Here is a 21,017-nt window from a genome sequence, read left to right as displayed (position 1 = left end):
TATCACTATATAAGTTATCTTCTAGAATTTAATCTATATTAAGATGTATCTATCAGACCTCCCCAGGTAAGAACACGGACTTTCACCGACTAGTACGTGCCCATGCTGGGCACACATAAAAAAGATAATGAAAATAAATTTTCACTATCTTTTATCTAAATTATGATTTAAGTAATTAGTATTTAATTTCCTCTAATTACTCATTTTCTTTTACAACTAATCTCTACTATTATTTTATTCTCTTAATAAGCTTTTTGTAAACTCCAATAACCTTTCATTGGTATCTTCTGATAAAGTGCTTTTGGTTTTTTTCATGTTCTGAAGATTCATAATTCTAAAGTTATCTCCATATTCCTTTGTCTTTTTTATTTCATTTAAGTCTTTAATAAACTGCTTGCTTTTTGTATCAATTTTTACATTGTCTTTTCTTCTAATTTTACATTTGTTTTCTTTATAATCAAATGTAACAATATAACCATTAATCTCAACTTCTTTATTATTCATCTAGTATCCCTACCCTTTATTATTTTATCTCATATAATTATAGCATTATACTAACCATAATAAAACTTTTGATTTTATACTTAATAATTTACCAAAGGAATTTGATTTATTATATTATTTGTATTATAATGAGTAATACAAATAATACTAAAGGGATGATTTTATGATAATAAATTTGGACATGTCAAGTCCTACCCCTATTTATGTTCAATTGAGAAATGAAATAGTAATGGGAATTGGTCTTGGTAAATTAAAAATAGGCGAAGGATTGCCTACAGTTCGCCAAATGGCACAAGATATCGGAGTTAATACTATGACTGTAACAAAAGCTTATAATATTTTAAGAATAGAAGGCTACATAGAGATAGATCGTAGACATGGCGCTAAAGTAAATCCTAAATTAGATGCTACTAAAGAATTTAAAGAAAAGCTAGAAAATGAACTATTACTAATTATAGCTGAATCTAGCATCAAAGGAATACAGAAAAAAGATTTTTTAAATCTATGTTCCAATATTTTTGATAATATGACTGGTCTTAAATTAACTGGAGGTGAGGCATAATGTCTTTTACTATTAATCTTTTTATAACTATTGTAATCTGTGCATCTTTGTTTTTATCAAATCTAATGGCTTTTAAACCAAATCAAAATATTATTTTGAATACTACTCTTCCATTTTCAGAGCTTGATAATAAAGAAGTTCTTGATATAATAAAAACTTTCAAAAAAGATAATATTAAATACTTTTTTATTAATATTATACTTAATATTCCTTCTTTTTTTATTACTTCAGATGTGATTAGTATTATATATTTACTTCTTTGGGTTATTAGTATTTTTACCATCTATCATATTGTGATAAAAAAACACATTACTAAACTTCGTAACCTTAAAATGAAAAATAATTGGTTTTTAAAGAATAAACATGTAATTTCTATAGATACCGAAGTATCAAGAATTAAAAACAAAATGCCTGTATCTATACTTTGGTTTATTCCTTCATTTTTAATTGCCATAGGAATAATAGCATATGCCATAACAAGTGAGCAGGATTTTAGTAACTATATGATAATTTTATCTTGTGCATCTTTATTTACTACACTAATTTTTTTAATTATTTATAAACTCTTTTCAGCTGGAAAAACTAAAGTTTACAGTGATGATAGCAAGGTAAATTTGGCCTGTAATTTAATCTACAAAAGAATTTGGTCTATTATACTTGTACTTCTATCTACTGTTTTAAGTGTTTTAACTATTTTTCAATGTTTCATTTATTCATATATAGTTATAATTTCATTTATAATGGTTTCTTTAACGATTTTTATAACTTTTGCTGGATATATTAAAATACGTAACACACAAACAAGAATTCTTATGGCTGCTGAAAATGTTATTTATACTGATGATGATGAATTCTGGAACTTTATGTTTTACAACAACCCAAATGACTCAAATTTATTAGTTGAAAAGCGTATTGGTATTGGAATGACTTTAAATAATGGTACCGGGACAAGCCATATAGCCTTTGGAAACTTTAAATTTGATGGATATGGACCCACAAAAACCTATGTTCATAAAGATTTAGATAAAATTATTGTAATTAAGCTTCCAGATAAATATGTTTTCTTTACTGGAAATAGCAATAAAGAAACAGATGAATACTATAAAGAATTCCAATCATTCTTAGATAAAAATTAGAAAAAAAGAAGTTTGTCACTTCATTTAGGACAAACTTCTTTTTTATATGTCTAAAGACTATTTAACCATTTTATAAAACTTTCATCAGTTTCTTTACTAAGCAGCTTTTCTTTAATTTCATTAAATTCATCTTCCATATCATATATTTTGTATACGTATGGAAGTAACCTTTTAGAATATTTTTCTTCCTTATGTGATTCAAATAAACCAATTACTTGTTTCTTAATTTCTAGATATAATTTTGAACCATATTCCTTACTTTTTGCAATTCCTGCTGCAACCATAACTTTTGCTACTTCGTTTGAAGGATTTTGAAGAGCCATATTAAAATACCAATTAAGCATTCCTTTTTCTCCCCATAATGCTTCTCTCTTCAAATATTTATTAGCAATAAAGGTTTGTGTTAATTGTTGTCCAAGTGCGCTTATATACATAGGAATATCTTCATTGCTTGGCACTATATAATAACTAGAATTCTCTGATTTATTTCCTAAATGCTCCTCTACTACATCCTTAACCATATCATTAAGATCTTCACCAAAACATTCCTCATCTAGATCGTATATAACTGTCTCAACTGAATCTTTAATAGCATCATAGATATAATTTTTAACTATTAATGTAGTATTCTTCATGGCTATACTACCTGTAATCAATTTGCTTATACCTAATTTTTTAGAGATTTGTTTAAATGCTACCTGGTTGTACTCTTTGTTAGATACAATAGGACCAAAATTTTCTGCAAAAGGAATTACAACATTTTCATCATAGTTTGTACAGAATTTTATTCTTTCGCCAATATATAGAGGTATAGTTCTTGTTAATGTTCCCACTCCATCCTCAGCTTGTACTTCAGCTTCTGGTTTATCTTCCTTAGTTAAGTCTATGTATGGTATTAAACCTATTTTTTCAGCATCTTCTTTTTTTACAGTCAACCATTCTGGATTTTTAAGATTATAATACCAAATAGGGCTATCTAAAACTACAAGATTTATTTTAACATCCCCATCTTCAGCTTTAACTTCCTTAATTGCTCTCATTTTATCAAATTCATTAGACATATGAACAAGATAATTTCTAAGTTCAGGATTTTGTACAACCATTAACTCTTTAATTAAAGCTTGTCCCTTTTCATAGTTTCTAGTTTGGAAATATCCTTGTAAAAGGTTTAATCCTGGTGTAGGAGAATGTTTTTCTAATTCATATATAGGAGAAATAATTTCTATCATTTCATTTATATATCCACTTTGACCTAGGTCTCCTGAAATGTTAGTTAATGCTTCACCGTTATCTTTATGTTTTTCTAAAACTGAATCATATATCTCTTTTGCTTTATCAAATTCTTTTTTAACTAAATGCTCTTTTGCTATAAGCACCTGTGGAAGCCAGCTATTCTCTATTTCCGCTGCACGCTTTAAGGCACTTATAAATCCTTCTTCGTCTTCACTCTCTCTATAGATTGAGGCATACCAATATAACCCATTACTTTGATTAGGATCTAACGTTAATGCTTCCCATAAAACATCTATATATTCTTCTTTCTTTTGTGCATAATATACTTTAGCTAAATTAGTTAATATGATTCCTGTTTTACCATAACCATCTATATATTCTTTTAAAACGTTTTCTGCATCATCATACAAATCGCATTTCATATATGTGATTCCTAAAGCTGTATATCCACGTTCCTTTATTTCGTCTATTTCTTTAAGATGTTCTGCTGCTTCCTTAACTTCATTAGCAAATCCATCTTCTAATGCATGTATTATATCATCATATAAGTTATTTGCATTATCCCAATGGCCTTTTAACATCTTGGGTAATATCTCATTTTTCCATTGTCCCTTTGTTACTACTATCTTTTTACCACTTATATCAAACCACTCCATAGTTTCTTGATCTTCAGGGTTTTCAACATTGTTATTATCATTTTCCTTATTTCCAAATAAATTATGAATTTTCCCCATAATTCTTCCCCCATTTCTTTAATACTACAACATTAATTATACCATTACTTACAATAAAATACTATTCAATTATTTATGTTTACCCTAATTGCATATAAAATAATACTCTAATATTTATAAATAAAAAAATTTAATATTAAAGAAGTAATTAGAGAAATCAATAATAAACCATCATGTTATGTTTAAAAAAAGATGGGTAAAATAAAAATAGAATATAATTTTTTCTAAATTAATACATACTATAGTTATGAAATATAATTGGAGGTAAATTAATGAATAATAAGCATGTTGAACTTTTTGATACATTGGTTAAATCTTATTATGAAGGGACTTTTGATGAAACACTAACACGAATTATGGTATGCCATGAAATATCACCGCAGGAGACATTTAAAATAGTAGCTTCTTTATGTGGTGTGGATATAGAATTTGACAATAACTATGTTTATAATTTAAAAAAAGCTATAACTCATTACTCTGTAAATAAAAATTTAATTCAAAAACTTGATTCCTGTAATTTAAATTGCTCAAAAGGAGAAGACGATAAATTCAGCTGCCAAAGATCTTGTCCATTTGATGCCATTTATTACGACAAAGATAAAAAAGCCACTATAATAGACAGCGATCTTTGTACTAGTTGTGGAGTTTGTATAGATTCCTGCGACCATGGAAGAATTCTTGATAGCGTTGAGTTTATACCTATTATGAACTTATTAAAAGAAAATGAAACGGTTATAGCTGCAGTAGCACCTGCCATAATGGGGCAGTTTGGTGAAGATGTTACTATGGATCAACTTCGAGCTGCACTTATAAAAATAGGTTTTTCTGATATGATTGAAGTTGCTTTTACAGCAGATATGCTAACTGTCAAGGAAGCTATAGAATTTGATAAACACATTCATGGACCAAATGATTTAATGATAACTTCTTGCTGCTGTCCAATGTGGGTAGGAATGCTAAGAAAAGTTTATGGTGAACTAGTTAAAGATTTATCACCATCTGTTTCACCTATGATTGCAGCTGGTAGAGTTATAAAAAAATTAAACAAAGATGCTAAGGTAGTATTTATAGGTCCTTGTATAGCAAAAAAAGCAGAAGCTAAAGAAAAAGATTTATTAGGGGACATAGATTTTGTTTTAACCTTCCAAGAGCTTAATGAAATCTTTAAAGCCTTAGAAATCAAGCCAAGTAAGCTAAAAGGAATTCCAACAAAAGAATATGCTTCAAAGGGAGGTCGCCTTTATGCTCGTACTGGTGGTGTTTCCATTGCTGTTTCTGAAGTCATAGAAGAATTATACCCTGAAAAACATAAATACTTTAAAGCTGTTCAAGCAAATGGAATAAAAGATTGCAAAGAACTTCTTAATAATGCTCTAGAAGGAAAAATTGATGCGAACTTTTTAGAAGGAATGGGTTGTCCTGGTGGATGTGTAGGCGGACCTAAAAAAATAGTATCACCAGTTGAAGGCAAAAGGGCTGTTGATGAGTATGCCTTAGCTTCCCCAATAAAAGTAGCACTTCATAGCGAATCCATGGACGAAGTCTTAGGTAAACTTGGAATAAACTCCATAAAGGATTTTGAAGATAAAGACAAAGTTTCTATATTTGAAAGAGAATTTTAATATCTATATAAATAGAGATAGTACCATCAATACTATCTCTATTTTACTAAATTTATATAGTAATCATATTACATATTTATTAGCTTAAACAATAACTTTCTTATATTATTTTGCTTTAGCCTATCCTTAACAGTATCTAATCTATTTTGAAGTGCATCCTTCTCTGAACATCCTGGTATCTTCTTTATCATTTCTTGAGCTTTATCTAAATCCTCTTGATTCTTATTGGAAACTGCCACCCGTATTAGATCTGTTGAGTCTTGAATCAACTTTTCCTTTTCTTCATCACTAACAACATAAACAGCTTTTATATCATCAAAATACATTTTTGAATCAACTGTCCAAGGACCTTCTGAATTTTTAGGAATAGTATTACACCATATCCCTATTCTCTCTATTTTACTTAAATCTAATGTTCCACCTTTTTTGCCTTTAAACTTACTAAAAGGTATAGTTATTAAACTTTCGCTAGTTGTACTTGCAAATTCAGGCATATTAACTTCAAAATCTTCTCCATTTGAAGTAATTTGTATAGCTAGTTTTTGTCCTTTCCCATCTGGAGTGCACCAGAATTGTAATGAATTAAAGCTTGACCAATCCACTTTTTTATCCTTGGTTATGCCTGCCCATCCTTCTGTAACTTTCTCAGTTGAAATTTTATAATTAAACTCTAAATCATGATTGCCTGTCCCATCTTTCACAAGTTTAGGGGTTACTAAACATCCATCTCCAGCGTTAGTTTTCCATTCCTTTTCAAGTAATTTATCTTCACCGCCATATCCTTCAAAATCATCAACTACCGCTGGGACTTCTACTTTTTCCGGAAGATTAGATGATATTAACTTTATATTATCTAAATAAATATCACCATTATAATTACAATTATATGAAACTATTTGTAAATCCACCTTAAATAGATCTACATTTATGTTATCGTTTAATTTTACTGTAACGCTTTTTGATGAATATCCATTACCTAAGTCCACAAAATCAGATGAATTTATATCTCCATAGCTTGTACCTACCCATCCCCATTTATCTGTTGACTTATCATGTGTACCTAATCCTCCTATATATTTTATTTGTCCATCATATACCTTTTCATCTGTAGGTACTAAAATATCAAATTGTAAAGTAGAATCCTTTGATATTTTTTTACTATATTCTTTATAAAAAGCAAGTTCATGCTTGTTAGTTTCCCAGTTATCACTACCATCAAACTTAGATTTAAATTTAAGTGCATTATTGCCTTTCACTAAAGAAACAACGGACACGTCCTCTTTTGTAATTACTCCTGCAACTTCATCTGGTCCCTTACCTTTTTCAAAATTATTTTCATAAATAAGCTTATCATCTGTTGCCGCACTGACACTTAATGAATTGGGTACTAAACTAACTATCATTGTACACGCCATAAAGAGTGACATTTTACCTTTTTGCTTTAAACTCACAAATATTCCTCCCTTTTCTATTTATAGGTTCTCATTTTGATTATATTTGACTATACCTCTTTTTCAATGGATATATCGTGAAAAGACTTCTTTTCATCATAAATTCCTTCTTAAATTACTTATTGACAAATATTTCTTTAAGGTTTATCATATTAATAATTTAAATTACAAATTCTTTGAAGGGAATAGTAAATATAATCTTAGTATCCAAAGCGAATAGAGGTTGGTGGAAGCTCTATGAGAAAAGTTATATTGAATGACATCCTGGAGAAGCTTATCTGAAATCTTTAATAGGATAAGTCGGATTCCTCCGTTACAAGGATCTCGAGATGATTTAAGTTTTAAACTTTTATTAAAGTAGAATGGTACCGTGAATTTTAGCTTTCACTTCTATATGAAGTGAAAGTTTTTTTAGTATAGAAGTGGCCAATTTTATACTAGTATTAGACTTTCAATTGTTTTTAACTAAATCAATAAGGGTGGTACCGCGATAATACTCGCCCCTTAAGTTAGTAAATAACTTAAGGGGCATTTTTATTTGATTAAGGAGTGTTTTATATGAAAAGAATAATGATAAATAAATTAAATGAATATATAGATGATAAAGTTTTGATTAAAGGATGGATTCATAGTATAAGAAAACTAAAATCTATAACTTTCTTGATAATAAGAGATAGAACTGGTCTACTACAAGCAGTTATAGAAAATGAAAAAATAAATTCTTTGGAAATAACTTTGGAATCAGTAGTTTCAATTTCTGGAACTATAAAAAGCAGTAAAAACAATTTAAATCCTTTTGAAATATCAGTAGAAGAATTAACCATGCTTAATTTATCTAAAAATGAATTACCAATAGAAATAAATAAAAAGTCTTTAGATATAAACTTAGACACTTTACTAAATAATAGAATGCTAAGTTTAAGACATGAAACTATAAATTCCATATTTAAAATTCAGAATATTATATCCGATGCATTTAGAGAATACCTTACTCTAGAAGGCTTTACTGAAATATCCACTCCTAAAATTGTTAAGGAAGGTGCAGAAGGCGGATCAGAAATCTTTAAATTGAAATATTTTGAAAATGAAGCTTACTTATGCCAAAGCCCTCAATTTTATAAGCAACTTATGGTAGCTGCAGGGTTTGAAAGAGTATTCGAAATTGGTCATGTATATAGAGCTGAAGAGCATAACACTGCTAGACATTTAAATGAATATATAAGTATGGATTTAGAAATGGGATTTATTGAAGATGAAAATGATATTATGAACTTAGAAGAAAAGCTACTAAAATTTATTTTAAACAAAGTCACAAACAAAGGAAAAGATTATGTAAACTTTTTAAAGGCTAAAATACCAGTAATTAATAGTAATATACCAAGAATGAAACTAAGTCACGCTATTAATATATTAAAAGCTGAATATAATAAAACTGATTTAAAGGAAGACTTGGATCCTGAAGGCGAGAAACTTATATGTAAATATGCTAAAGAAAAATTAAACTGTGATTTTATATTCTTAACTCATTATCCAAGAAAAAAGAGACCTATGTACACTATGCCTTATGGAAATCAATTAACCCATAGTTTCGATTTATTATTTAGAGGTGTTGAAATTACAACTGGTGGACAAAGAATTCATAACCATGACATGTTGATCCAAAATATAAAACTTAAAGGACTAAATCCTGACAACTACAAAAGTTACACTGATAACTTTAAATATGGAATGCCACCTCACGGGGGATTAGCTATCGGCCTTGAAAGAATTACATGTCAACTTTTAGGCTTAAATAATATAAGAGAAGCAAGCCTTATTCCAAGAGATAGAACAAGATTAATTCCCTAGTAAATTAAGAAATAGCACTTAAAGATATAATCTTCTTTAAGTGCTATCTTTATTCTTCATACTTTTTCATCATTTCACAAAGAAATTTATAATCAACTTCTTTTAGTATCACTTCATCTTTTTTTGAACATACTGATAATTGATACTTGTCCAACATGTCATAATTTTTAAAATATATATCCTCGCTATCACTATCTATCTCAAGAATATTTCTATTTTCGTCAATATTAAATTTAAAAGAGTTAAATCCTATACTTAAGCCTTTTCCTACGTATTTTACGTAACTTTCTTTTAAAGTCCATAATTTATAAAAGCATTTTTTTTGTTTTTCTTTATCATGATTAATTATCCAATTATACTCACTTTCATCAAAATACCCCTTCGCTATGCCTTCAAATTCAATTTCTTTCATTTCTTCAATGTCTATTCCAAGGGCACAATCATCAATAGCAACAATAACATAACTGCCAGAATGTGATATGTTAAATTCTATATTCTCTTTTATATATGGTTTTCCATACTCATTGTGTTCAAATTTTATATTGAAATTCTTGCATCCTAACTTTTCACATATTTTAATTCTCGCTAAAGCTTCTCCTACTAATGAACGTATTTTATCTTCATCTCTTCTAAATTTTTGTATTTTTTTTCTTTTATCTTTATCTACAAAATCATAAAATTTCTTAAAATCAAATATATCTAAAATTTCATCTATATTAAAAATATATACTTCCATTCCCTCTCCTATTTCCCCTTCAAATTTACCACATAATATATAATAATTGCTTATATCTCTATTGTATTAAATATATTAATCTTTTTCAAACATGTATTAAAAGCGTAGAACTTAGCCCTACGCTTTTATAAAGTAGTAAATTACAGAGATTAACTAAATACATTTTCACCATTTACTACTTGCCACTCACCTTTATAACCTTCCTTAAATGCACCAATTTCAAAATGCGCCATTGAAATTCCAAGGTCTATATCTTCAACATTATGATTCTTCCTGCACGCAAAAGCTTTAATCTTTCCCTGAGTGTAAATAAAAGCTATTGGTCTCTTATTCATAGCAGATGGAGCTAACATACTAGCTTCAATTCCACTCTTTACCCAACTTGGAATCTCACCATCTTTTTCAACAAGAACTTCATCAAAATTTTGAGTTTTCTTATTTATTTTTGCTACCAATTTTTCTTTAAATGACTTCTCCTCATTAACATATCCAACAGCAATTATACATAACAACTCTTCATTATCTTGAAGATTAATACTTTTTCTGCAAGCTTCCTTGTTATATGTTCCTCCAACCCAACATGTCCCTAATCCTAAACTAGTACATTCTAATACAACTAATTCACCATAATATCCTATATTTCTTTGTAAATCTCTCATATTAGCATCACCTGCTAAAGCAATTAAGGATTTAGCCCCACTTAACATACCGTAGGATGCCTTAAATCCATTTAATACCTTAGAAGCATCTTCAACAAATTTAAATTTTAGTCCACTTTCTTTATTCACTTTTTCTATTAGAGATTGGATTTTATCTATTTTTTCAACTTCAATATCTTTAAGCTCATATTTTCTTCTAGAAGTTCTAATGCTTATTGCATCAAACCATTTATTATCTATTTCCATATTTATCTCTCCTAATTAAACTTTTCTTTTATTTTAAAACATATTTATTGATAATTCAAAATTATTTTAAATTAAGAGATTTCTTTTAAGATACTTCAAATTGAAAAGTTAATGAACCAGTAAATTTCCCCCTATTGTAAATTTTATTTTTATCCAATACAACTAAGCATTGTCCATATTTAGCATTTACCAAAGTTCTATTGAAAAAGTTTCTAATAAACCACTCAATAATTGCCCAAAAATCGTCCAATTCATATTGTGCCCTCATATCTATATAATCTCCTTTTTTTAATCTATTCAATTCTAAATTATTTTCATCAAATTTTTTGTCATATAGAGAAAATTCTATGCTCTTTTTTCTTTCTCCAACTAATAAAAAATTATTATCATTACTTACCTTTACCTTAAGATCATTAATTATAAAATTGTTATTGTCAACTATTATATTTACGTCTTTTGAGATATAGTTATTACTATTTTTTATTTCATCCTTTCCAAATTCAACTTTTGAAGGAATATATACCGTGTATCTTCCCTTAATACCCAAATTAATTTCTATCTTTTGCTCTTCATTTGCAGCTACTGAAAAGCTAAATAGATTTAGAATAAAAGTTATGGATAACCCTAAAGCAATTAATAACCTTTTCATTTATTTCTCCTTTTTACACATAAATTAATTAGTAACTGAGTATTTTATAATAAAAGGAGTTATTTTTAGAATATATAATTAATTTCTATAAATAACTCCCTTTTGATTATTTCACAGCCACTGTCAATTTTAAATTAGCTCCATTCATAGGGTTTAATCCATCTACTCCATAAGTTTCATATTTTAATATACCATTGTATTCGCCTTTGGGAAGAGTTTTTTCAAGTAAAATATTATATATTCCTTTGCCAGGAGGGATCATTTTTGATTTGTAAAGTTCTGTACCATCTTCTAATATTAAACTTACTACAAAATAGCAAGGATTACCCTGTGGATTGCTAAAACCTACTTGTGCATTTTTATTATCAGCCGCAATATTTAGTACTTTAAAACCTGGAATTTGAATTCCATTTCCGCTAGTATTTACTTGGCTATTAGGATCATTATCTATTGCATTTGGATCTATATCTATAATAGAATCTTGTGTCTTGCTATCATCTAAATTACTAGCATAATAAATACCAAATAAAATAATAGCTAAACATATTAGTGTGATCACTATCCGTAATGGCAGTAAATTCTTTTTTAGTACTACATAAGAATTTTTTTCGCCTTCACATTCTATATATCCCTTTGGTGAGTAGATTAATGGACTCATTTTTCCATACTCGCCTATTGGTAGCTTTATATTGTTAATATAAATATCTGCAAAACTTTCTTTCTTAGGAGGATATTCACCAACAATTTTAAAGTTATTTTTAGGATATAAAGCCCTAATTTGTTTTCTAGAATAACATCTAACCGACCTATCTTTATCTATATTATAATAAATTGAATAATTCTCCAAAGGGACACCATTAAATTGAATTCTATCCTTCATAAAATACCTCCCTTAAATAAAGTTTACATATATATTAATCTATTTTTTCTTCAGCATCGAATATAAAATTCAATGTTCCACTATATTTTCCAACATATTTTACATCTGTTGTATCTAACCTAATCTTATAATCTTTAATTTTGCCACTATCACTTAAATCTAATGTTCCTATATTACTACCTGATACTGCGTTATTACTTGAATCTACAAGAGAATACTTTATTTTATTATCATCGCTTATAGGATCAATACCTTTTAAATAGAAATCATTGTCTGTAGCTACTCCTACTGTGACTCTTCTAAAACCAGTGCATTCATTAAGTTTAACTTGAATTCCAGATTCTACATAAGCATCACTACCAGTAGCCCCCTGTGGAGCTTTCTTAATTTTACTAAAATCAACTTCCGTTGGAATGCTTACCATATAACTTGCATCTACCTCAGCATTTATCAAAACGCTACCTTTGGCATCCTCTTTATCTTTTGCTGGGAAAACTTGTTTTTCACCTGTTCCAGCGGCAAGTGCATTACTAACAGTTCCAAATATCAACAAAGTAGAAATGGTTAACATTGTGATTATTTTCTTTTTCATATAAACCTTCCTTTATTATATAATTATTATTTTTATCACTTTATTTAAGATAACTTATTTACTGCAATATCAAAAACCATACTATCTTTATAGTTTCCAGCATATAATATATCTTTTTCATCCACTTTAATCTTAAAATTTCTTTCTTTAGGACTTTCTTTTTCGTTAGTAAAGTTTGCAGCTATAGCTCCACTAGTAACCTCCTTATTTCCTTCATCAATCAACTTATAAGGAATGCTATTTCCTTCATTTGAGATAAATTTGAATTCATCATTTTTCCCTTTTACCTTAACACTAATACCATAATTTTTTTGCAAATGAGAATTATCTACTTTTATACATACACCACCTTCTAATGATGGATAATCTATATCTATTGATTCTGGTATTGTGAAAGTATAAGTATCTGGAATGTTAAAATTGACCTTCACTTCTCTAGCTTCACTACCATGCTCTTTTGTGTTTAGCTTCATTTCATATGCAGAAACTCTTAAAGATAAAAAACTAAAGGTAAAGATAGATACTATTGCCATCTTACTCAATAGCGTTTGCTTCATAAAACTCCCCCTAATAAGCGTTACTGTAGATATTATTTCTAAATTGCTTTAAAAATTCCTATTTTTCTAATTAATTTAAAAATTTCTTTTATTTAAGTTGAATTTTAAATGGTTATGTCAATATATGTACTTATAGTTACCTAGCTGTTTAATTTGCCTTATAAACATATTATTTAATAGTATTATTTAATATAAAAAAAATTCTGAGATAAATCTCAGAATTTTTATAAGGTTATAAATTTATTGATATTTTGTTTCTAAAGTTTCTAATACTTTAATATACTTTTCTCTATCTTCAGAATTATCATCTTCAAAAGCCTTGCAGTTAGCATTTAAATCATCTAAAGTTTCAGAAGATAACTGTTTTTCTGCAAATTTATAGACAACCCCATCTTCCTTGTCTATATGTCTTGTAAGAAGATTTGCATAAGACATTGCACTACCTATTATATCAATCTTAGCTTCGTCTTTACCTGCCTTTAAATCTTCCAATGCAGTACATAACTCACTCATATAAAGTCTTCCTAAATCATGTTCAACTAACATTCCATGTTTAACTAACTTTTCAGCAGTTACTCCAATCTCATCAACCATTTTATTAAAAAGAAATTGTTCTTCTTTTCCATGATGGTGCTTATCTGCAAAATTTCTTATAAAATCTACAATAGAATAAAAATCATCATAATTAACTTCTTCACCATTAACTATTTTATAACATGCTTTTCTAACTACTAGCAACATTCTTTTTATATATTTATGCTCATCTATCATTAGTTCTAATGCATTCATAGTATTTACCTCCTTAAGTAATTACTTATTTTCTTCTAATTGTCATAGACTCATTTTCTTCTAAATATTCAAATTCCTCATTTACTTTACTTACAAATGATTTAACCCACAAACTTCTTAAGTGGTAGAAAAAGTTCACATCTCCTTGTTCCTGATCCCAGATATCTTTATGAACACATAAAGTTCTTACCCAAGAAACTTTATTTTCATCTGATTCTACAACTTCATTTACTCTATCACATGGCATTCCATCCAATATATAATCATTTATTGCATTAAATATATCTGGAGCTGTTTCTATCGCTCCTCCATTTTCCCTTAGTTCTTCAGCAGCTTTTATTCCTTGCTTTATATAAATATCTTCTAGTTTTGCCTTAACTTCATCACCATTTTTTAATAGTTCAGTTGTCCATGCAGCCATTCTTCCTTCTGCTGAGTGAATTTTCCCTTGAAGCCATCCATGTATGTTGCTTGTATCAATCATTTCTTCTAGTGGAAGATTTGGTGTTCTTTCACCATATTTACCTACTATAACTTTCTTTAAGCTTTCTGTATCTAATCCTTCTTCTTTGGCTAAATCTATTATTACCTCTTCTAAATTTTCAAACCAAACTATTTTATTAAATAACCAATAATGAATTTTTCCTAAAAATAAACTCATAATCTTTCCTCCTTATTTAAACTTTTTCCTTAAGTTGTATTATTTCATATTTATGATTTATTAAATAAACTTTTCTTTCTAAGCAACCTTAGGCAAATCATTGTAAAATGTCTCTGTTAATAGTATAGTATAAAATCAGCAATTAATTCAGTAACATTTGTTACATGTTTTTTTCTTTTCCTAAATTTATCTATTATATAAGAAAGAGGATTGAAACTTTTCTTTCAATCCTCTTAATATTATCCTAAAACTATTTGTTCGGAGTAAAACCACAGTATCCTATTTCGTCACATCTTTTTTTCATATCTTCCCAAGTAGCTTTTTCTTTTATAGATTCTATTGCTGTAGGATATAGAATATAATTTTCTTTAAATATATGATCTCTTAAATTAAATATAATATATTTAGCTGTTTCATCTACCTTTTCCTTAAATTCATTAAAATCTATTGTAGAAACATTATAAGCCAAATCTTTTAAAACCTTCTTTTTAGCTCTTAAATCATCATGTTCCATTCTCATAATTCTAGTTGGGCCAGTTATTTGTCTATCTTCCATTTCAGTAAACAATACTTTTTCTTCTCTTTGGTGATGTTTTTCCGCATCTAATATATTTTCTGAAACAGTCTTTAATTCTTCAAACTCTTTTAAGCTTTTATCATAGCTTTTAAGTTTTTGAATTCTTGTGTTTAGTTCCTCAAGTTCTGTTAGAAAACCAAGAATCTTTTCATGTTCTTCTACAAAGGTATAAACAACATGCTCTGGATCTATATTGGTTTTCATTTTCTCAAGTTCATCTTTTAAAACTTCCATATGAATATCACAAAGATGTCTTAAATCTTGTGGATTCATACCCTTTTCTATTAAATTTTGTTCTGCTATTGAAAGTTCAACAGGACTTATATTTGATACTATATCTAAAGCTTCTTTTCTTAACTCTTCTGTTACTCCTCCTTGATTTAGTTTTTCTAAAACTTCAGTTAAATTCTCTATTTTATTCTTATCCATAATTAACTTCTCCTTATATGTAAATTAAAAATTTCTATAGTTAAATTCTAATGTACTTTATCTTTTTAAAATATGATTTAAATCAAAATTGATAATTATTTTTATCTACAGCCAATACTAATATGTAGATTATAAGTGCTAAATTGATATGACTCCTTATATACAACTACCATAAGCACCTACATTATTTAATTAAAATTTAAGTGAAAGATTTTTTCATCTTTCACTTAAGGATTTATTTTTTAGTAATTTCTATTCTCCAAACTTCTGGTCCTTCTTCTAAGTAGTTCCATTCAAATTGATTTGGAATCTCCACATTAAAATGATCGTATAATGGACGAGGATCATGGTCATTTATAAGCTCCATTTTTTCTCCTGGTGCTAAACTTTCAAAAGTTCTAAAAATTGTAGGACGTTTATCCTTAGGTTCATATTTTCTTACATCTACTGTAGCTGCAAAACTTGACATATTAAATTCCTCCTCTTTTTCTTTGATTAAATTTATTATTCCTTGTAATTATGCTTTTAATGTAGTTTATTATCTTTGCTTTTTACCAACGGCAGCAAGATATATTACAAATTCTTCATCTCCATCTAAACCTAAAATACCATCTATCATCTTTTGGTCATATATACCTATGGCACAAGTTCCTGCCCCTATGGACTCACTAGCTAAATATAGATTCTGACATACATGTCCAACATCTATTAAAATCTTCTTATGAGCCGTAGTATCAAACTTCCATTCTGAGCGATATGGTATTGTGCTCCATGCAAATAAGACTGCTGCCTTTTTCGTAAAGTTAGGTACAAAAGGTTGATCAAGGGTTATTTCGTCTATTCTATTTTCTATCCCATCTAATTCTGATAAAAATAAAAGTTTATGTTCAAATGGAAGATATCTATATAATCCATTCTTTAGATTATGGACTTTCATAATAAATAGATATGTTTCAAAAGAATGTGTTGCTCCACTGCAAGGCACTGTTCTAAGTGTAAGTCCAGCTTTATTAGTTTGAGTAATACCTTGTGTAGCCCATAATAAATAAGATAATTCTTCAATACTAATATTTTCATCCGCATAAAATCTTGTGCTTCTTCTATTTTTTATACAATCATGAATATTAGAATTTTTCAAAACTCCTTCATTTACTTCTGGAAGATCAATAAATTTAGAAGATTTATCATAACCTTTAGTTCTAGAAGGCTCCGGTATTCCCTTCATCTTATCTGTCTTTACATTTTTGAATTCATCAAAATTTGATTTCAAAAAAACTCTTTGCTCTTCATATCTTTTCATAAAAATTCCCCTTTCATATCCTTAGGTTTATCTTATCAAAATATACAACAAAGGTACGTAACACATGTTACATACCTTTGTATTAAATTATTTTGCTATTCTTTTTCCAAAATCTATACATTTTTCTTCATCTTCACCTTCTGGATATTCCTGCACTGTTAATCCTTCACTTATAAGCTCTGCTCCATAAGATTTCATTCTACTTTCCCATTCAAGCATCCATTCACCATTTCCCCATCCCCATGATCCAAATAGAGCTACTTTCTTACCATTTATATTCCCTTCTAAGGATTGAACAAAAGGTTCCATATCTATTTCTTCTAATTCTTCTGCTCCAGAAGATGGACATCCTAAAATAAGTATTTCTTCATTTTTAACATCCTCTAGAGATACTTCTGATACTTGAACTAATTCAGCTTTTTTTCCTTCTGATTCAATTCCTTCCTTTATTAAACTAGCCATTTTCTCTGTATTTCCTGTTTGACTCCAATAAATTATTTTCATAATGTTTTCCTCCTAATATATCTTAATTAATTGAATGTTTTTTCTAACTTCTGACTTTATTATAATTATTATTTGGAAAACATTATGTGATTGAAATCAAATCTCAATTAATTTCTAATATAAAAAATCCATTGTCATCTAAATAACAATGGATTTTTATTAAATATAATCTTTTATTCCTTCTTCATCTAAAATTATGATATTTTTTGGTCCCTCAATTTTAATAAGCTCTTCGTCTTCAAATTTCTTTAACTTTCTGCTTATAGTTTCTCTAGTTACACCTATATAATTTGCCATATCTTCTCTTGATAGAGGTAACATTATAGATACATTTTTATCAGTAATTTCCCCGTACTTTTCTAACAAATCTATCAATAAATATGCCATTCTAGAATCTACATCATTTGTAGCTAAATTTTGTGCAAGATTCTCCACATTAGATAATCTTTCTCCTACAGTTTCTAATACTTTAATGCTTATTTCAGGATTTCTCACCATTAGATCTTTCATTTCATCCTTACTAAGAGTACATATTTTAGTATCCACTATTGCTTTTGAATTAAATCCATATTTAGAAGGTTTTATAAGATCTAATTCTCCAAAAAAGTCTCCTTCCGAAAGTATGTATAATATTTGTTCCTTCCCGTCTTTAGTATATTTATATATTTTTATTTTACCTTCATTAATAAAATAAAGTGTACTTGCTACATCACCTTCACTAAATATTACATCACCTTTGGCATATTCTTTATGATTAATTGTTTTAACTATTTCTACTAATTCTTCACCATCTAAGTTTTCAAATATAGGTACCTTACTTGCACAAAGTTCTCCCCTACAATTATTGCAACAATTTCCACATTCCTTATTCACAATCTCATCTCCTTAAACTATGCATATATAATAAATATTTATATTCTTCAATTTTTATAGCATATCAATTATTAATTTGCTAATATATTTCAAGAAACAATTTTATTAATTATATTATAATAAAAAACACTCAAAAGACAAAATTAATTATCCTTTGAGCATATATTTAAAATTTATTTATTGCTAGATAAATTTATTACAGTTGCTTTATGCCTTGTCATTGCTTCTATAGAATATCTAACACCTTGTGTTCCCATACCAGAAGATTTTACTCCAAGGAATGGAAAATGGTCTGGACCTCTCTCTGTTTTATTATTTACTTGAACTGTTCCAACTTCTAGCTTATCAGCTATATAAAAAGCATCGTTTATATTTTCTGTAAATACAGCTCCTTGAAGTCCATATTCCGATTTATTTGCTATTTCAATAGCTTCATCTACATCATTTACTCTTATTATCGGAAGTACTGGTCCAAATGGCTCTTCCCATGCAAGTCTCATTTCAGTAGTCACTCTATCAAAAAGTGTTGGATAAATTAAATTGCCTTCTCTTTTTCCACCTACAATTAGTTTAGCTCCCTTTTCCTCAGCTTCCTCTATTAATTGCCAAACAAAATCTGCTGCTTTTGAATTTATTAATGGAACGACATCAACATCTTTTTCTAATGGATTTCCTACAGTTAGTTTTTTCATCTTTTCTTTTATTTTTTCTATAAGCTTATCAGCAACCTCATTTACAACTAAAATTCTTTTTACAGCTGTACATCTTTGCCCTGAGTATGAGTATCCACCTGCTACTATATTACTTGCTGCTAAGTCTAAATCAGCATCCTTTAAAACTATCGCTGCATCTTTTCCTCCTAACTCCATCAAAAGCGGAACCATAGAAGTTATTTCAGAAATTCTTTTTCCTATTTCTGTGCTTCCAGTAAAGTTAATAAAATCTATTCCTTTATGAGTTGTTATATAATCTCCTATTTCGCTACCTTTTCCTGTAACTGTGTTTAATATACCAGCTGGAGTTCCTGCTGCCTCAAATATCTTTGCTAAATATAATCCACATAAGCTTCCTTGAGTAGCTGGTTTAAATACAACCGAATTACCTGCCATAAGTGCTGGTGCTATTTTGGATGCTGCTAAATTAACAGGATAGTTAAAAGGAGATATTGCAAGTACCACTCCTAATGGTTCTCTTTTTACAATTGATACTTTATTATTTTTAAAACCTGGAAAACTTCCCCCTGGAATGCTTTCTCCAGATAAATTTTTAGCTGTATCTGCTGTAAATCTAATAAAATCTGATGTCCTTGAAACCTCTGATCTACAGCTTTTTCTATCCTTAGCAATTTCCATCATCATAAGATATGATAACTCAGCTTCATTTTCAAGTATAATATCTGCAGCTCTATAAAGAATTTCAGCTCTCTCATAAATAGCAGTGTCTCTCCATCTTTTTTGAGCTTCCTTAGCAGTTTTTACAGCTACATCAACCTCTTCTTTTGTCATAGCTGGAACACTTCCAAGAAATGAATCGTCAAGTGGGGATTTTATATGGATAAAGTTCCCCCCTATTGATTGTACCCATTCTCCATTTATCAAATTCTTAAAATTACCTTTTTCATCTCTAATATTATTTAACATATTTGTTATTCCTCCTACTTATTAAAGTTTTACTATTTTGTTATATCTTCTCCGGATTTAAACATCTCATAGTTTATATTTTCTTTTCCAATACCTATCTTTACTAAATTCTTATAAATAGCTTTCATAAATTCTAATGGTCCACAAAAATAAAATTCACCATTCTTTGGTAGAGTTTCTTGCATCCATTCTAATGAAATTCTTCCACTTATATCAAAATCTTTTAATAACACATCATTTTCTTCAGGTCGTGTATAAAATACTGTGGTTATTAAGTTTTTATTATTCTTACTAAGGTCATTTATTTCTTCCTTAAAGCTATGGTTCTTTGAATTTGGGATACTATAAATTAAGTATATCTTTCTTCCGCTCTTTACTGCATCATAAGCCATGGCAAGCATCGGCGTCACTCCTATCCCTCCCCCTATTAATACTAGTGGTTCATCACCGTTTTTTAATACAAAATTTCCAATAGGCACTGTTATTTGAATCTTATCTCCTATTTGAATCTCATTGCATAGCTTCTTACTTAAGAATCCATTTTCCTCACTTTTTACACTTATTCTATAAAACTCTTCATTTGAATTTAAAGATAGTGTATATTGCCTTGGTTTAGTGTATGTATTATCTTGATTTTTCATTCTAACAGCAATAAATTGACCAGCTGTAAAACCTGGAAGCTTACCTCCATCTAAAGATTTTATATATAATGATGTAACTCTCTCATCTTCTTTTATTATTTTATATACTATACAGTCTTTAAACCCTTTCCATGTATTTTCTAAATCTAGCAACTTATTTTCTATCATCTTAAGCTCCTCTCGTTTCTTTTAAA

General features: G+C 28.5%; 22 protein-coding genes and 1 other annotated feature. Of the genes, 4 read left to right on the top strand and 18 right to left on the bottom strand.

Features of this window, described 5'->3' with window-relative positions; all coding sequences use genetic code 11:
- Positions 1–234: 234 nt before the first annotated feature.
- Positions 235–504 (bottom strand): hypothetical protein, encoded by a 270-nt coding sequence (locus tag H9661_RS13460; RefSeq protein ID WP_143315255.1) that lies wholly within the window; start codon positions 502–504, stop codon positions 235–237.
- Positions 505–667: 163 nt separating this feature from the next.
- Here H9661_RS13460 and H9661_RS13455 point away from each other — a divergent pair, with 163 nt between their 5' ends.
- The gene (locus H9661_RS13455) at positions 668–1,066 is read left to right on the top strand and encodes a GntR family transcriptional regulator (RefSeq protein ID WP_191769324.1); all 399 of its coding nucleotides are present in this window, start codon (positions 668–670) and stop codon (positions 1,064–1,066) included.
- Positions 1,066–2,202 (top strand): DUF5808 domain-containing protein, encoded by a 1,137-nt coding sequence (locus H9661_RS13450; protein WP_191769322.1) that lies wholly within the window; start codon positions 1,066–1,068, stop codon positions 2,200–2,202. The genes H9661_RS13455 and H9661_RS13450 overlap by 1 nt, the downstream gene beginning before the upstream one ends.
- 50 nt (positions 2,203–2,252) lie before the next feature.
- Here the strand turns inward: H9661_RS13450 and H9661_RS13445 are convergent, their stop codons facing one another.
- Positions 2,253–4,169, bottom strand: coding sequence for a tetratricopeptide repeat protein (locus H9661_RS13445; protein WP_191769320.1), 1,917 nt, complete (start codon positions 4,167–4,169; stop codon positions 2,253–2,255).
- 272 nt (positions 4,170–4,441) lie between these two features.
- Between H9661_RS13445 and H9661_RS13440 the strand changes: the two genes are divergently transcribed.
- The gene (locus H9661_RS13440; protein WP_191769318.1) at positions 4,442–5,791 is read left to right on the top strand and encodes a [Fe-Fe] hydrogenase large subunit C-terminal domain-containing protein; all 1,350 of its coding nucleotides are present in this window, start codon (positions 4,442–4,444) and stop codon (positions 5,789–5,791) included.
- 68 nt (positions 5,792–5,859) lie between these two features.
- On the opposite strand, the gene H9661_RS13435 is transcribed toward H9661_RS13440, so the two are convergent.
- Positions 5,860–7,242: a carbohydrate binding domain-containing protein gene (locus H9661_RS13435; RefSeq protein ID WP_341480429.1), complete on the bottom strand. Its 1,383-nt coding sequence runs from the start codon at positions 7,240–7,242 to the stop codon at positions 5,860–5,862.
- A gap of 167 nt (positions 7,243–7,409) precedes the next feature.
- Positions 7,410–7,637, top strand: a binding site (T-box leader).
- Positions 7,638–7,800: 163 nt separating this feature from the next.
- Between H9661_RS13435 and aspS the strand changes: the two genes are divergently transcribed.
- A complete protein-coding gene (gene aspS, locus H9661_RS13430) occupies positions 7,801–9,090 on the top strand; it encodes an aspartate--tRNA(Asn) ligase (protein ID WP_191769315.1) in 1,290 nt (429 codons plus the stop codon).
- Positions 9,091–9,139: 49 nt separating this feature from the next.
- On the opposite strand, the gene H9661_RS13425 is transcribed toward aspS, so the two are convergent.
- From H9661_RS13425 to H9661_RS13355, 15 genes are all read right to left on the bottom strand, one after another.
- Entirely contained in the window at positions 9,140–9,826 is a 687-nt protein-coding gene (locus H9661_RS13425; RefSeq protein WP_143315262.1) for a 4'-phosphopantetheinyl transferase family protein, read from the bottom strand.
- Positions 9,827–9,975: 149 nt separating this feature from the next.
- Complete coding sequence (locus H9661_RS13420; RefSeq protein ID WP_191769314.1) at positions 9,976–10,731, bottom strand: nitroreductase family protein; 756 nt, start codon at positions 10,729–10,731, stop codon at positions 9,976–9,978.
- An 85-nt stretch (positions 10,732–10,816) separates the two neighbouring features.
- Positions 10,817–11,380 (bottom strand): hypothetical protein, encoded by a 564-nt coding sequence (locus H9661_RS13415; protein WP_143315264.1) that lies wholly within the window; start codon positions 11,378–11,380, stop codon positions 10,817–10,819.
- A 106-nt stretch (positions 11,381–11,486) separates the two neighbouring features.
- On the bottom strand, positions 11,487–12,260 hold the full coding sequence (locus tag H9661_RS13410) for a hypothetical protein (protein ID WP_191769312.1): 774 nt from the start codon (positions 12,258–12,260) through the stop codon (positions 11,487–11,489).
- Between the two features lie 34 nt (positions 12,261–12,294).
- On the bottom strand, positions 12,295–12,852 hold the full coding sequence (locus H9661_RS13405; protein WP_143315266.1) for a hypothetical protein: 558 nt from the start codon (positions 12,850–12,852) through the stop codon (positions 12,295–12,297).
- Positions 12,853–12,896: 44 nt separating this feature from the next.
- Positions 12,897–13,409: a hypothetical protein gene (locus H9661_RS13400; protein ID WP_143315267.1), complete on the bottom strand. Its 513-nt coding sequence runs from the start codon at positions 13,407–13,409 to the stop codon at positions 12,897–12,899.
- Positions 13,410–13,649: 240 nt separating this feature from the next.
- On the bottom strand, positions 13,650–14,198 hold the full coding sequence (locus tag H9661_RS13395; RefSeq protein WP_191769310.1) for a hemerythrin domain-containing protein: 549 nt from the start codon (positions 14,196–14,198) through the stop codon (positions 13,650–13,652).
- Positions 14,199–14,223: 25 nt separating this feature from the next.
- Entirely contained in the window at positions 14,224–14,859 is a 636-nt protein-coding gene (locus tag H9661_RS13390; RefSeq protein ID WP_191769308.1) for a hypothetical protein, read from the bottom strand.
- A 250-nt stretch (positions 14,860–15,109) separates the two neighbouring features.
- On the bottom strand, positions 15,110–15,865 hold the full coding sequence (locus tag H9661_RS13385) for a DUF438 domain-containing protein (protein ID WP_143315270.1): 756 nt from the start codon (positions 15,863–15,865) through the stop codon (positions 15,110–15,112).
- A 235-nt stretch (positions 15,866–16,100) separates the two neighbouring features.
- Complete coding sequence (locus H9661_RS13380) at positions 16,101–16,334, bottom strand: DUF2249 domain-containing protein (RefSeq protein ID WP_143315271.1); 234 nt, start codon at positions 16,332–16,334, stop codon at positions 16,101–16,103.
- A 69-nt stretch (positions 16,335–16,403) separates the two neighbouring features.
- Entirely contained in the window at positions 16,404–17,165 is a 762-nt protein-coding gene (locus H9661_RS13375) for a SagB/ThcOx family dehydrogenase (protein ID WP_191769306.1), read from the bottom strand.
- A gap of 87 nt (positions 17,166–17,252) precedes the next feature.
- Positions 17,253–17,669, bottom strand: coding sequence for a flavodoxin (locus H9661_RS13370; RefSeq protein WP_143315274.1), 417 nt, complete (start codon positions 17,667–17,669; stop codon positions 17,253–17,255).
- Positions 17,670–17,828: 159 nt separating this feature from the next.
- Positions 17,829–18,542 carry a Crp/Fnr family transcriptional regulator gene (locus H9661_RS13365; protein ID WP_143315275.1) on the bottom strand — a complete coding sequence of 238 codons (714 nt, stop codon included), beginning with the start codon at positions 18,540–18,542 and terminating at the stop codon, positions 17,829–17,831.
- A gap of 173 nt (positions 18,543–18,715) precedes the next feature.
- Positions 18,716–20,182: an NADP-dependent glyceraldehyde-3-phosphate dehydrogenase gene (locus H9661_RS13360; protein WP_191769303.1), complete on the bottom strand. Its 1,467-nt coding sequence runs from the start codon at positions 20,180–20,182 to the stop codon at positions 18,716–18,718.
- A gap of 32 nt (positions 20,183–20,214) precedes the next feature.
- A complete protein-coding gene (locus tag H9661_RS13355) occupies positions 20,215–20,991 on the bottom strand; it encodes an FAD-binding oxidoreductase (RefSeq protein ID WP_143315277.1) in 777 nt (258 codons plus the stop codon).
- Positions 20,992–21,017 lie beyond the last annotated feature (26 nt).

The sequence above is a fragment of the Clostridium cibarium genome, from assembly GCF_014836335.1.
Lineage (GTDB): Bacteria > Bacillota > Clostridia > Clostridiales > Clostridiaceae > Clostridium > Clostridium cibarium.
The sequence above is the reverse complement of the archived record's forward strand: the minus strand, read 5'-3'. Positions and strand labels throughout refer to the sequence as shown.

Coding starts and splice junctions, on each gene's coding strand:
- H9661_RS13380 (WP_143315271.1), bottom strand. CDS start 16,334: ATGTCAAGTTTTGCAGCTACAGTAGATGTAAGAAAATATGAACCTAAG.
- H9661_RS13420 (WP_191769314.1), bottom strand. CDS start 10,731: ATGGAAATAGATAATAAATGGTTTGATGCAATAAGCATTAGAACTTCT.
- H9661_RS13395 (WP_191769310.1), bottom strand. CDS start 14,198: ATGAATGCATTAGAACTAATGATAGATGAGCATAAATATATAAAAAGA.
- H9661_RS13375 (WP_191769306.1), bottom strand. CDS start 17,165: ATGAAAAGATATGAAGAGCAAAGAGTTTTTTTGAAATCAAATTTTGAT.
- H9661_RS13445 (WP_191769320.1), bottom strand. CDS start 4,169: ATGGGGAAAATTCATAATTTATTTGGAAATAAGGAAAATGATAATAAC.
- H9661_RS13385 (WP_143315270.1), bottom strand. CDS start 15,865: ATGGATAAGAATAAAATAGAGAATTTAACTGAAGTTTTAGAAAAACTA.
- H9661_RS13440 (WP_191769318.1), top strand. CDS start 4,442: ATGAATAATAAGCATGTTGAACTTTTTGATACATTGGTTAAATCTTAT.
- H9661_RS13450 (WP_191769322.1), top strand. CDS start 1,066: ATGTCTTTTACTATTAATCTTTTTATAACTATTGTAATCTGTGCATCT.
- H9661_RS13410 (WP_191769312.1), bottom strand. CDS start 12,260: ATGAAGGATAGAATTCAATTTAATGGTGTCCCTTTGGAGAATTATTCA.
- aspS (WP_191769315.1), top strand. CDS start 7,801: ATGAAAAGAATAATGATAAATAAATTAAATGAATATATAGATGATAAA.
- H9661_RS13415 (WP_143315264.1), bottom strand. CDS start 11,380: ATGAAAAGGTTATTAATTGCTTTAGGGTTATCCATAACTTTTATTCTA.
- H9661_RS13405 (WP_143315266.1), bottom strand. CDS start 12,852: ATGAAAAAGAAAATAATCACAATGTTAACCATTTCTACTTTGTTGATA.
- H9661_RS13370 (WP_143315274.1), bottom strand. CDS start 17,669: ATGAAAATAATTTATTGGAGTCAAACAGGAAATACAGAGAAAATGGCT.
- H9661_RS13455 (WP_191769324.1), top strand. CDS start 668: ATGATAATAAATTTGGACATGTCAAGTCCTACCCCTATTTATGTTCAA.
- H9661_RS13360 (WP_191769303.1), bottom strand. CDS start 20,182: ATGTTAAATAATATTAGAGATGAAAAAGGTAATTTTAAGAATTTGATA.
- H9661_RS13390 (WP_191769308.1), bottom strand. CDS start 14,859: ATGAGTTTATTTTTAGGAAAAATTCATTATTGGTTATTTAATAAAATA.
- H9661_RS13400 (WP_143315267.1), bottom strand. CDS start 13,409: ATGAAGCAAACGCTATTGAGTAAGATGGCAATAGTATCTATCTTTACC.
- H9661_RS13355 (WP_143315277.1), bottom strand. CDS start 20,991: ATGATAGAAAATAAGTTGCTAGATTTAGAAAATACATGGAAAGGGTTT.
- H9661_RS13425 (WP_143315262.1), bottom strand. CDS start 9,826: ATGGAAGTATATATTTTTAATATAGATGAAATTTTAGATATATTTGAT.
- H9661_RS13460 (WP_143315255.1), bottom strand. CDS start 504: ATGAATAATAAAGAAGTTGAGATTAATGGTTATATTGTTACATTTGAT.